The sequence below is a fragment of the Streptomyces sp. NPDC059900 genome (genome assembly GCF_050270335.1).
Classification (GTDB): Bacteria; Actinomycetota; Actinomycetes; order Streptomycetales; family Streptomycetaceae; genus Streptomyces.
Window position 1 is genome coordinate 1 of record NZ_JBNNJZ010000250.1, and the last position, 11,490, is coordinate 11,490.

At 71.6% G+C, this 11,490-nt stretch carries 15 protein-coding genes; 6 read left to right on the top strand and 9 right to left on the bottom strand.

Annotation, left to right across the window (positions count from 1 at the left end; translation table 11 throughout):
- Window positions 1-549: alcohol dehydrogenase catalytic domain-containing protein (locus ACQKIP_RS27145; RefSeq protein WP_427744343.1), on the top strand; the 549-nt coding region annotated here is incomplete at its 5' end.
- Window positions 513-794: a hypothetical protein gene (locus ACQKIP_RS27150; RefSeq protein ID WP_365856557.1), complete on the top strand. Its 282-nt coding sequence runs from the start codon at window positions 513-515 to the stop codon at window positions 792-794. The genes ACQKIP_RS27145 and ACQKIP_RS27150, both read left to right, overlap by 37 nt.
- 109 nt (window positions 795-903) lie before the next feature.
- Here the strand turns inward: ACQKIP_RS27150 and gap are convergent, their stop codons facing one another.
- The 6 genes from gap to ACQKIP_RS27180 form a co-directional block, all read right to left on the bottom strand.
- Window positions 904-1,902: a type I glyceraldehyde-3-phosphate dehydrogenase gene (gene gap / locus ACQKIP_RS27155; protein WP_365856555.1), complete on the bottom strand. Its 999-nt coding sequence runs from the start codon at window positions 1,900-1,902 to the stop codon at window positions 904-906.
- 140 nt (window positions 1,903-2,042) lie between these two features.
- Window positions 2,043-2,999 (bottom strand): GlxA family transcriptional regulator, encoded by a 957-nt coding sequence (locus ACQKIP_RS27160; protein ID WP_365856553.1) that lies wholly within the window; start codon window positions 2,997-2,999, stop codon window positions 2,043-2,045.
- A gap of 72 nt (window positions 3,000-3,071) precedes the next feature.
- Complete coding sequence (locus ACQKIP_RS27165; RefSeq protein ID WP_365856551.1) at window positions 3,072-3,398, bottom strand: DUF1048 domain-containing protein; 327 nt, start codon at window positions 3,396-3,398, stop codon at window positions 3,072-3,074.
- 1 nt (window position 3,399) lies between these two features.
- Entirely contained in the window at window positions 3,400-3,756 is a 357-nt protein-coding gene (locus ACQKIP_RS27170; RefSeq protein WP_365856549.1) for a DUF1048 domain-containing protein, read from the bottom strand.
- Complete coding sequence (locus ACQKIP_RS27175; protein ID WP_365856547.1) at window positions 3,753-4,079, bottom strand: PadR family transcriptional regulator; 327 nt, start codon at window positions 4,077-4,079, stop codon at window positions 3,753-3,755. Before ACQKIP_RS27175 ends, ACQKIP_RS27170 begins: the two co-directional genes overlap by 4 nt.
- Before the next feature lie 91 nt (window positions 4,080-4,170).
- A complete protein-coding gene (locus ACQKIP_RS27180) occupies window positions 4,171-4,809 on the bottom strand; it encodes a LysE family translocator (protein ID WP_365856545.1) in 639 nt (212 codons plus the stop codon).
- 112 nt (window positions 4,810-4,921) lie between these two features.
- On the opposite strand from ACQKIP_RS27180, the gene ACQKIP_RS27185 reads away from it, so the two are divergent.
- Window positions 4,922-5,482, top strand: a complete 561-nt coding sequence (locus ACQKIP_RS27185) for a CGNR zinc finger domain-containing protein (RefSeq protein WP_365856543.1) — start codon at window positions 4,922-4,924, stop codon at window positions 5,480-5,482.
- A gap of 38 nt (window positions 5,483-5,520) precedes the next feature.
- Here ACQKIP_RS27185 and ACQKIP_RS27190 read toward each other — a convergent pair whose 3' ends face one another.
- Together ACQKIP_RS27190 and ACQKIP_RS27195 are read right to left on the bottom strand one after the other, a co-directional pair.
- Window positions 5,521-7,137: an AbgT family transporter gene (locus ACQKIP_RS27190; protein WP_365856541.1), complete on the bottom strand. Its 1,617-nt coding sequence runs from the start codon at window positions 7,135-7,137 to the stop codon at window positions 5,521-5,523.
- Window positions 7,134-8,426 carry a metal-dependent hydrolase family protein gene (locus tag ACQKIP_RS27195; RefSeq protein ID WP_365856539.1) on the bottom strand — a complete coding sequence of 431 codons (1,293 nt, stop codon included), beginning with the start codon at window positions 8,424-8,426 and terminating at the stop codon, window positions 7,134-7,136. Before ACQKIP_RS27195 ends, ACQKIP_RS27190 begins: the two co-directional genes overlap by 4 nt.
- A gap of 89 nt (window positions 8,427-8,515) precedes the next feature.
- Between ACQKIP_RS27195 and ACQKIP_RS27200 the strand changes: the two genes are divergently transcribed.
- On the top strand, window positions 8,516-9,538 hold the full coding sequence (locus tag ACQKIP_RS27200; protein ID WP_365856537.1) for an Lrp/AsnC family transcriptional regulator: 1,023 nt from the start codon (window positions 8,516-8,518) through the stop codon (window positions 9,536-9,538).
- A 252-nt stretch (window positions 9,539-9,790) separates the two neighbouring features.
- Window positions 9,791-10,120 (top strand): hypothetical protein, encoded by a 330-nt coding sequence (locus tag ACQKIP_RS27205; protein WP_365856535.1) that lies wholly within the window; start codon window positions 9,791-9,793, stop codon window positions 10,118-10,120.
- Between the two features lie 25 nt (window positions 10,121-10,145).
- Here the strand turns inward: ACQKIP_RS27205 and ACQKIP_RS27210 are convergent, their stop codons facing one another.
- Window positions 10,146-10,820: a helix-turn-helix transcriptional regulator gene (locus ACQKIP_RS27210; RefSeq protein WP_365856533.1), complete on the bottom strand. Its 675-nt coding sequence runs from the start codon at window positions 10,818-10,820 to the stop codon at window positions 10,146-10,148.
- Window positions 10,821-10,899: 79 nt separating this feature from the next.
- Between ACQKIP_RS27210 and ACQKIP_RS27215 the strand changes: the two genes are divergently transcribed.
- The coding region (locus ACQKIP_RS27215; RefSeq protein ID WP_427744350.1) for an aldo/keto reductase at window positions 10,900-11,490 on the top strand (591 nt) is incomplete at its 3' end.

Below are 11,490 nucleotides of genomic sequence, written 5' to 3' on the forward strand. Positions count from 1 at the left end.
CAGCAGCACCGGCGTGCATCCCGTGCGTCAGCTTCCCGGGGCAAGCAAAGGATCGGTGAGCAGCGCCCGCTGCCTGCGGGCATGGTCGAGCAGGTGCCCCACCAGGACGGCGCCGGAGTGATCGACGCCGTGGGTCCGCAGGTCGACCCCGCACGGGTCGGGCAGCGGGTGTGGATCTGGGAGGCCGCCCGCGAGCGGCCCCGGGGAACGGCACAGCAGTACACGCTCGTCCCCGACCGGCAGGCCGTCGCCCTGCCCGCACACGCCCCGTTCGACATCGGCGCCGCCCTGGGCGTCCCGGCCCTGACCGCCCACCATGCGCTGACCGTTCACGACGGCGGTCCCGGGCTCATCGCACCCGGCACCCTGCAGGGCACGACCGTCCTGGTGGCGGGCGGCGCCGGTGCGGCCGGCAACGCGGCCGTCCAGCTCGCCCGCTGGGCCGGAGCCTGTGTGATCACCACGGTCAGCAGCCCTGCCAAGGCCGCGCGGTGGCCGCCCAAGGGGCCGTGGTGGCCTACTACTCGGGCGGCGAGGACGAGCAGCTGACGATCCCGGTGCTCACCTCGCTTTCGGTGAACCTGCGCTGGCAGAGCGTCTTCGTCTACACCGTGCCGACCGCGGCGAAGCAGCAGGCGGTCACCGATGTCGCCGCAGCCGTGGACGCGGGCGCGCTGCGCGTGGGCGAGGAGGGCGGACTGCCGCTTCACCGCTTCGCTCTGGAGCACACCGCGGACGCGCACGCCGCGCTTGAAGCGGGGCTGGTCGGGAAGATCCTGCTCGATATCCCGTGAAGGCTCGAATCCCGTGAAGGCTCGGTATCCCGTGAACGCCTGAGATCGGCCGTATGCGGGGCCGCGCCGGGCGGCGCGGCCCCGGCAGGCTGACCGCCCCGGTGGCCGGTCAGCCGGTGGCGAGCAGTTCGAGCGTGTCGATCACGCGGTTCGAGAAGCCCCATTCGTTGTCGTACCAGGCGACCACCTTGACGTGGCGGCCGTCGACGCGGGTGAGTGCCGAGTCGAAGATCGCCGAGGCGGGGTTGCCCGTGATGTCCGACGAAACGAGCGGGTCTTCCGAGTACTCCAGTACGCCAGCCAGCGGGCCCTGTGCCGCGGTGCGGTAGGCCGCCAGGACGTCCTCGCGTGTCACGTCGCGGGCGACGGTCGTGTTGAGTTCGACGATCGAGCCCACCGGGACCGGCACGCGGATCGAGTCGCCCGACAGCTTGCCGTCGAGGTTCGGCAGCACCAGGCCGATCGCCTTGGCTGCGCCGGTCGTGGTCGGCACGATGTTGACGCCTGCGGCGCGGGCGCGGCGGGCGTCGCGGTGCGGACCGTCCTGCAGGTTCTGCTCCTGCGTGTAGGCGTGCACCGTCGTCATGAAGCCGTGCTCGATGCCGGCGAGGTCGTCGAGCACCTTGGCCAGCGGGGCAAGGGCGTTGGTCGTGCACGAGGCGTTCGAGACGACCGTGTGCGCGGCCGGGTCGTACGCGTCGGTGTTGACGCCGTACGCGAGCGTGACGTCGGCGCCGTCCGACGGCGCGCTGACGAGTACCTTCTTCGCGCCCGCGTCGAGGTGGGCGCGGGCGGCCTTGGCCGCGGTGAAGCGGCCGGTGGCCTCGAGCACGATGTCGACGTCGAGCTTGGCCCACGGCAGCTGCGCCGGTTCGCGCTCGGCGAGCACCGTGATCCGGCGGCCGTCGACGACGAGGGCGTCACCGTCCGAGGTGACCGGGCGTCCGAGCCGGCCGGCCGTGCTGTCGTAGGCGAGGAGCCGGGCGAGCGTGGCGGGTTCCGTCAGGTCGTTGACCGCGACGATCTCCAGGGTGCTGTCGCGTTCCAGGAGCGCGCGCAGCACGTTGCGTCCGATGCGGCCGAATCCATTGATGGCGATGCGAGTCATGAGTGGGGTCCCTTCCCGTCGCCACCAGGCTCGCTCGCGGCGTGCGCCGCTGACAGTGGCACGATCGCCATGGTTCAAAAGGATCCCGCCATCCCCCGCCCCCTTTCGCCGCGCGGTGCCGGGCGGGTCACTCCCCCCGGTCACTCGCCCCTGGTGAAGGTGCGCCGGTACTCGCTGGGTGTGGTGCCCAGGATGCGCTGGAAGTGCAGGCGCAGGTTCGCGCCGGTGCCGAGCCCGATCTCGGCGGCGATCTGTTCGACGCTGTGCTGCGAGCGTTCGAGCAGTTCGCGGGCCAGGTCGATGCGGGCGCGCATCACCCACTGCATCGGCGTGTAGCCGGTCTCCTCGACGAAGCGCCGGGAGAAGGTGCGCGGCGAGACCCCGGCCCGGCGGGCCAGTATGTCGAGCGTGAGGGGCTCCCCAAGCCGGTGCAGGGCCCACTCGCGGGTGGCGGCGAACCGCTCGCCGAGCGGTTCGGGGACGCTACGGGGCACGTACTGGGCCTGGCCGCCGCTGCGGTAGGGGGCGGCGACGAGGCGCCGGGCCGCGTGGTTGGACGCGGCTACTCCGAGGTCGCCGCGCAGGATGTGCAGGCACAGGTCGATGCCGGAGGCTGCGCCGGCGGAGGTGAGGACGCTGCCCTCGTCGACGAACAGCACGTTCTCGTCGACCTGGACGAGCGGATGCCTGGCCGCGAGCGCCCGTGTGTAGTGCCAGTGTGTCGTGGCGCGCCTGCCGTCGAGCAGGCCCGTGGCGGCGAGCGCGAAGGCGCCCGTGGAGATGGCGGCGAGCCGCGCGCCCCGCTGGTGGGCTGCGATCAGCGCATCGACGACGGCCTGCGGCGGGTCGTCGCGGTCCGGGAACCGGTAACCGGGCACGAAGACGATGTCGGCCCACGCCAGCGCGTCCAGGCCGTGGTCCACGTAGTACGACAGACCGTCGCCGCCGGTCACGGGGCCGGGCGCCGCGCCGCACACCCGCACCTCGTAGGGCATGCTCGCGCGGGTCGTGAACACCTGGGCAGGGATGCCGACATCGAGCGGCTTGGCGCCTTCGAGCACGAGGACGGCGACGTGATGCAGGGGCGAGGCTGGCACGGGATGACAGTACGCAGGGAAGTCGCGACAACCGAGCCCGGAGCAGCCCGGATCGAGTGACTGCGGCGGGTGTTACTTCCCGGCCGTGCCGGATTCACCGGTGAGGGACTCCTGGTAGATGTCCGCGTAGGTGCGCGAGTCCCCGATCAGTCCGTCGCAGAACGCGGCGACGTCCGTGCCGATGAGTTCCACGACGCCCTTGCCGGAGGCCGCGCCCTCCTCGAAGAAGTCGACGATCCCGGGCAGCAGGGGGCCGTCGGGGAGGTCGACCGGGCCCACCTTGAACAGGTACTTCTGCATCTCCTTGTAGACGATCTGGTAGTCCGGAGGCAGTGTCTTGACCCGGGCCACGTGCGCCCGCCACTGCTTCTTGCCCTCGATGATGTCCTGGATGCCCACGTCAGCCTCCCAGCCGGTTCAGTTTCCTGGCGACGTTCCTGTTCAACTGCTCGCGCCACTGGTCGCGGTAGGTCCGGGCCCCTTCGCCGCCGGCCAGCGCCGCACAGAAGCCCGGGATGTCGTCGCCGAGCACTTCGCGCACGCTCTGCCCGTCCGCCGCCGTCTGTTCGAGCAGCCCCAGGGCCGCGTCGAGGATCGGCATCAGGTTGCGGCCGGTGAAGTCCCCGTGGGGAAAGAGGTGGGCCTTGATCTGTTCCCACGCCGCCCGGTATTCGTCCGGCAGGACCGCGGCCCGGGCTTCGAACGCCTTCCAGTCCCTGGTGAGATCGCTGCCTGTGACCTTCTCCCAGAAGTTCATCTCCCGCCCTCTCTGAGCCTGTCGATGCGTGTTGAGACGTACTGCCATTTCGCCCAGAACTTGGCGAGTTCCTCGCGCCCCGCGTCATTGAGGGCGTAGAACTTGCGCGGCGGGCCCACCCCGGACGGCCGCTTCGTCACCTGGACGAGTTTGTTCCGCTCCAGCCGCAGCAGGATGGTGTACACCGTCCCCTCGACGACGTCACCGAAGCCGAGTTCGTTCAACTGACGGGTGATGGCGTACCCGTAGGTTTCCTCGCTGCCGATGATTTCGAGCACGCACCCTTCGAGCGTGCCCTTCAGCATCTCCGTCAGGTCGTCCATCGCGGTCCTCTCCGGCCTGATCGGTACTGCGTAGTACCGAGTACCACTATACGGTACCACTGAGTAGTGGGGGTGTCAGCGACCGCCCGCGTCACGCCATGACGGCGGTGCGCGCGTCCATCAGCAGCAGCGCCGCGAGAACGGCGAAGGTGGCTCCGGCGAGCAGGTTCACCGCGACTGCCGTGCGGTGGCCGCGCATCAGCCCCTTGCCCAGCAGGCCGGCACACAGGCCGATGGCGCTGTCCCAGACGAGCCCCATCATCAGGAAGATCAGCCCGAGGGCGAGCAACTGGAGCCAGAGCGGGCCGCGTTCGGGGCTGGTGAACCGCGGCAGGAATGCGGCGAAGAAGAGCACGGTCTTGGGGTTGAGCAGGTCGGTGAGGACGGCCCGGCGCAGGACCTGACGCGCGGGCGGCGCCACGGGAGCCTCTGCCGGCGCCTTCCCGGCCGTGCGGATCGCGGTCACCGCCAGCCAGCCGAGGTAGAGGCCGCCGACCAGCTCCACCACCATCAGCGCCACGGGGGTCGAGCGCAGCAGGACGGCGAGGCCCAGGGCGGCGGCCGTCACGTGCACGACCACCCCCAGGGCCATGCCCGCCGCGGAGACCAGGCCGGCGCGCGGGCCGCGCTCCAGGGCCACGGCCACGATGTACGCGGCGTCAGGCCCCGGAGCGACGGTGATGACCGCGACCGCCGCCAGGTAGCCCGGGAGCAGAGCGAGGTCCAGCATGTCAGCCTCCCGCATCCGGATGTCGTAACGCTTACGGCTGCCTCATTACGTTACGCACTCGATGCGGACGCTGCAACGCAAAAGGAGGCCCCAACGCGTTACGCTGAGGCCTATGGCAGTCACATTCACGGAGATCCCCCTCGATGCGCTGACGGAGCTCGTCAACGGATGGGGCACGCTGCCGCGCCGGGAGGACGGCCGGGGGGACGCCCCCCACCGGCCCGTCGCCGACATCGCGGAGCGGCTCGGCCTGCCCGCGCGCGCCAGCGCCGCACTGACCCCGAAAGCGCTCACCGACGCGGCAGACCTCCTGCACGCGGTGTTCTCCGCCGCGGACGGCGAGCAGTGCGCGCAGGCTCTGACGCGCCTGCTGTCCGACTGCGGGGTCCGCCCCGTCATGGACGCCGGGGCCGCGGGCACGCTGCGCGCCGCATGGTGCGTCGACGGCGCCGATCACGCCCTGGCCGCGGCGGCGGCGATCACCCTGCGCCAGTACCTCGCCGACCATGGCTTCGCGCGCATCGGCATCTGCACCGGAGGCCACTGCGCCGACGTCTATATCGACCAGTCCCCCGGCGGCCGGCGCCGGTTCTGCTCGGTGACCTGCCAGAACCGCACACGCGTGGCGGCCTTCCGCAGCCGTAGAGCCGCTGCCGCCGGCTCGGCCGAGTAGCGCGCCGAGCCGGCCCAACACCCTGCCGAGGCACGGGATCAGCGGTGGATGTCCGCGCCGGGGCCCAGCGGCAGGCCAAAGCCGTAGAAGAGGCCGAGGACCGCGAGCCAGGCGATCAGGAACGGGATCACGAACACCGAGAGGCGGGAGAGGACCGTGCCGAGCTGCGCGCCGGGTTCGTAGCGGCGCAGGATCGTCAGCATCAGGAAGACGTACGGATTGAGCGGCGTGATCATCTGGGTCGCGGAGTCGCCGATCCGGAACGCCGCCTGTGTGACGGCCGGTTCCATGCCCAGGAGCAGGAACGCCGGCACGAAGACGGGCGCGACCAGGGACCACAGGGCCGAGCCCGAGGTGACGAACAGGTTCAGGACGCAGACCAGGAGGACGAACAGGACCAGGCCCGTGAAGCCGGTCAGGCCTGCGGACTCCAGGAGGTTGGCGCCGTTGACCGCGAGCAGGGTGCCGACGTTGGACCAGTCGAACACGCCGATGACCTGGGAGATCACCAGGATGAGGACGATGTACCCGGACATTCCGGTGATCGACTCGGCCATCATGCGGGGCGCGTCCTCGGCCCGCTTGAGCGTGCCCACGGTGCGGCCGTAGACGACACCGGCCAGCACGAAGGCGACGAACAGCAGCGGCACGATGCCGTCCAGGACCGGTGAGGGCACCAGCGCGCCGCCCTCGCCGCGCAGCGGGGAGCCCGGCAGCAGCCAGCAGACGACCACGACGGCCGCGTACAGCAGCACGGCCAGGCCCGAGCGCAGCAGGCCGGTGCGCTGCCGGGCGGTGACGGTGACGGAGGGGCGGGCGGCGGCAGGATCCGCGGTCGCTCCGGTCTCGGTTCCGGCCTCCTCCTCCCCCTCCTCCGCCTCGGCGTCCGGGTCCGGCTGGGGCAGCCGGGGTTCGAGCACCCGGGAGATCAGGAAGCCGCCGATCAGGGCGAGTACGCAGCTGGCCGCGGCCGTGTAGAAGTAGTTGATCAGGATGTGCGTGGGGGCGCTCTCGCCGCCCGGCACGACCGCGGCGGCCTGGTGGGTGATGCCGGTGTAGAGCGCGTCGAGCGCGCCGATCGAGAAGCCCGCCGCATAGCCCGCGCAGGTGCAGGCGAAGCCGCCGATGAGGCCCGCGATCGGGTTGCGCCCCGCGTTCTTGAAGGCCAGCGCGGCCAGCGGCGGGATCACCAGGATCGCCACGTCGCTCATCAGGTGCGCCTGGCAGGCCACGAAGGCGACCAGGTAGGGCAGCAGCCGCCGCGGGGCCCTGGCGATGGAGGCGCGGACGGCCGTCTCGAGCAGGCCCGTCTTCTCGGCCACGCCGACCGCGGCCATCATCAGCAGGACGGTGCCCAGGGAGGGGAAGCCGGTGAAGTTCGGGATGAAGTTCTCTAGCAGCCAGCGCACGCCCTCGCCGGTGAACAGTCCCTTGACCGCGAGGGTTTCGTCCTCGCCGGGCACGGTGACGGTGGTGCCGGTGGCGGCGAAGACCGTCGAGACCGTGCCGATGATCACGAACAGGCCGAGGAAGAGCAGCACCGGGTGCGGCAGCTTGTTGCCCGCGCGCTCGATGCCGCTCATGACCTTGTCGAGCGCGGAGGGCTTGGGCGGTCCGCCCGCCGGGGTCTTCGCGGTGGTGGCCGAGGGGCTCATCCGACGACTCCGTCCGCTGGCGCGCCGTCGGCCGCGGGGGCGGTCCGGGCGAGGCCGAGGGTGTCCTTGCGTACGGCGCCGCGCTGGGCGACGAGCACGATGCGGGCCGGGTCGGACAGCACGGAGATGTCCGCGAGCGGGTCGCCCTCGCACATCACCAGGTCGCCGTGCTTGCCCGGCTCCAGGGTGCCGATCTGGGCGGAGAGTCCGAGGAGTTCGGCGGCGTGGCGGGTGCCCGTCTCGATGGCCCGGGACGGGGTCATGCCCAGGGACACCAGGTGGGAGAGCTCGCGCAGGTTGCGACCGTGCGGCACCATCGCCGCATCGGTGCCCATGGCGATGCGCACGCCGTCGGCGATGGCGGCGGCGATGTTCTCGCGGGTGATGCCGGACCAGCGGACCTTTTTCTCGTAGTGGAAGGGCTCCATGGTCGAGCGGTCGATGCCGTCGAACACCGTGGAGAGGGTCGGCACCACGAACGTGCCCTGCTCTCCGGCGAGTTCACGGGCCTGCGCGGTGAGGCCGTAGCCGTGCTCGACGCTGCTGACGCCGCCGCGGATCGCGTTGAGGATGCCCGCGGTGCCCTGGGCGTGGGCGGCCACGGGGCGGCCGCCGTGCCGGGCCACCTCGTCGACGACCGTACGGATCTCCTCGACGGTCAGGCCCTCGTCGTCGGGCTGGTCGTAGGGGCTGCTCATGCCGCCGGTCGCGCACAGCTTGATCACGTCGGCGCCGGAGCGCAGCAGGCGGCGCACAGCGACGCGGACCTCGTCGGGGGTGTCGGCGATCTCGCCGACCCCGGCGGAGGGGTCGAAGCCGCACTCCGAGTGGAAGTCGGCGTGGCCGCCGGTGTGGCTGAGGATGCGCACCGCCGTGTGCAGGCGGGGTCCGGCCGTCAGGCCCGCGGCGACCGCGTCCCGGTAGCCGGCCTGCAGACCGCCCAGGTCACGGGCGGTGGTGATGCCCGCCTCCAGGGTGATGCGCAGCCGCTCGGCGGTGCGGAAGGTCTCCAGCGTCGGGTCGCTCTCGTGGCGGCGCACCATCTGCCGGGGCGATTCGATGGCGAGGTGGACGTGGGTGTCGATGAAGCCCGGCAGGACCGTGCGGCCCGCGGCGTCCACGGTCCGGGCCCTGGCGGGCGCCTCGGGTGCCGTGGCGGCCGCTCCGGCGTAGGCGATGGTGCCGTCGTCGTCGATGTCGATGACGGAGTCGGTCACGGGGGCCGCTCCGGTGCCGTCGACAAGGCGGGCCCGGATGATGCGCAGGGAGGAGAACTGTGCGTGGCTCATGGCCGACGATCCTCGGTATCAGGGATGACACCTGTGTAAAATCGCCGGAATCCATCATCACAACGCCCTCGACGCAGGATTCGGCACCTTTGACGGACACGCAACGAACACCCGCCCTGGACGAGCTGGATCTGGCCATCGTCCATGCGCTGCAGATCCAGCCACGGGTGCCCTGGGTGCGGATGGGCGAGGTCCTTGAGGTCGACGCGGTGACGGTCGCCCGGCGCTGGGAGCGCATGGTGCACGCGGGCGTGGCCTGGGTCGACGGCTATCTCTCGCCCGGCCACGACGAGGGTGTCTACGCCCAGGTCGAGATCGACACGGGCGGGCGGCTGAGCGAGGACACCATCGGGCAGCTCGCCCGCGACCCCCAGGTGCTGAGCCTCAAGCAGACCTCGGGCGAGCGCGACATGCTCGCGATCGTCGCCGCCGCCGACCTCGACGGCCTGGCCCGGCTCGCCGGCGAGCGGGTGTCGCAGCTGCCCGGAGTGCGCGCCGTACGCAGCCATGTCATCACCGCCGCACCCTTCGAGGGCGCCTCCTGGCGGCTGCGCAGCCTCACCCGCCACCAGCGCGCCGCGCTCACCGTGGAACGCCCCGCGCTGCCCGACGAACCGCTGCGACCCCTGGACCGCCGCATCGCCCTCGCCCTGGGCATCGACGGCCGGATGCCCCTGACGGACCTGGCCGAGCGCGTGGGCGCCTCCGCCGCGACCGTCCGGCGCCGGCTGCGCGTCCTGACCGGCACCGGGCGACTCTCGCTGCGCTGCGCCCTGGCCCGGCCGCTGACCGGCTTCCCCGTCTCGGTCGTCTACTTCGGCTCGGTGCCCGCGCAGCATCTCGAGGAGACGGTGAGCGCGCTGCGTACCCTGCCCGGCCTGCGCATGTGCAGCATCACGGCGGGCGCGCACAATCTCATGCTCGACATCTGGCTGCCGTCCCTCGCCGAGGTCCACACCACCGAGGCGCTGCTCAACAGCCGCCTGGCGCACCTGGATCTGCGGATCACCGAGCGCGCGGTGGTGCTGCGCACGGTCAAGCACGCGGGGCGCGTCCTTGACCGACGCGGTCACAGCGTGGGCTCGGCGCCGCTCAACTACTGGGACGCGTAGTGCTGTTGAGGGAGGCTCGCAGGGCGTAGAGGCGGGTCAGCGGGTGGAAGCGGTAGCCAGCCCGGCGGCCGGGTGACGGTCCCGGTCACCCGCCGCGGCACGGGACGCGGGGCGCTCAACTGGGCCTGTGGCATAGCCTCGTGCCGGTTGGGGGTGGTGGGGATGGAGCCGATCGTCTGCGAGTCCGTCCGATATGTCGCGGAGTGTCGGGACTGCGGTGGCGAGCTGGAGTGCTGGGGTGTGCAGGCTCTCGTGCACAGCTCCTTGGAGTGGGACGTCACGGCGAGTTGCGCCGCCTGCGGGGTCGCGTTCGCCGTGTGTTTCGGGGACATGCCGAGCGAGCGGTGGGCTCAGCTGATCGCAGAGCACGGCGCGGCGACCCTGCGGGTGGTCGGTCCTTCGGCGAAGAGGGTCGTGATCATGCGGGTGCTGCGGGCTGAACTCGGCGTCGACCTGGTGCACGCCAAGGCTGTGCTGGGCCGCGTACTGGACGGCGACTACTCGGGAACGCTGCCCGAGATGGAACTCCTGGCCAGGAAACTGCGGGCGGCGGGCATCGCCGCGGAAGCCACCCGGCCCTGAAGGTTCCCCGGGCAGCTCCGGCGGCTCAGCTGCCGGTCAGGCCGCGCCGGCTCGCGTTGACGCCGGCCTGGAAGCGTGAGCCGGCCTCCAGCGTGGTCATCAGCTCGGCGACCCGCCTGCGGTAGGTGCGCACGGACATGCCGACGCGGCGCGCCCCGGCGGCATCGGTGAGTCCGGCCGCGAGCGCCTGCAGCACGGTCAGCGAGTCGGCGTCCAGGCCCTCGCTGTCGCCGTCGCGCCGCAGGTAGTCCGTGAGCGGGGTTCCCGCGTCCCAGGTCGCGCACATCAGGGCATACACGCCGGCGACGAGAGCCGGTGCGGTGGTGATGGTGAATTCGCGGCCGTGTGCTCCGTTGCGGCCGGCCAGGATCATGATCCGGCGGTCGATGATGATCGTCTCGTGCGGCAGGCTCGCGGCGCGCACGCGCACCTGTCCGCCCGCTTCGGCGACATCGAACAGGTGCGACCGCTGTTCCTCTTCGGCCAGCACGGCGGGCGTGTAGAGCTTGCGTACGACCACGCCCTCGGCGGCGCGGGGGCGAAGGCGGCGCACCATCGCTTTTCTGGCCTCGGGCCGGGCCCAGGTGTGCAGGTCGTTGGCGGCGCAGAAGAACTCCCGCGTCGTCTCGCCGAAGAGCGTCGCGGTCCGCGCGGCCAGTTCCCTCTCGCCGAGCACCGTCAGCGTGGTTTGTTCGGTCACGCTCCCAGTCTCGCGCACAGGCGTGGCAACACGTTGCCATCTGGTCTCCGAGCGGCCACTGCGGGGTGAGGGTAGGTGCATGACCGCACAGATCACGGCCGCTGCGAGCGGCCAGTTCATGCTCGGCGGCGACCGTCCCGTCAACCGTCTCGGCTTCGGCGCGATGCGGCTGCCCGCCGGTACCTTCTCCGGTCCGGCCCGCGATCCGCAGACCGGCATCGCGGTGCTGCGGCAGGCCGTCGAGGCGGGCGTCGACCACATCGATACGGCCGGTTTCTACGAGCGGGACGATGTTCGCGCCAACGAGCTGATCCACAAGGCGCTCGCGCCGTACGCGGCCGAGCTGCTGATCGCCACCAAGGTCGGCCCGCTGCGCGGACCCGACGGCATGCCCACCCGCCAGGCCGGCCCCGAGCAGCTGCGCGATCTGGTGACCGAGGATCTGCGCGCCCTCGGTCTCGATCGGCTCGAACTCGTCTACCTGCGGGTCGGGGGCATGAGCGAGCCGGGCGGCGAGAGCGTCGCCGACCGGTTCGCGGCGCTGGCACAGCTGCGCGAGGAGGGGCTGATCCGTCATCTGGGCGTCAGCAACGTCGACGTGGCCCAGCTCGACGAGGCGCGGAGCATCGCGCCGGTCGTCGCGGTGCAGAACCAGTACCACGTGCACCGT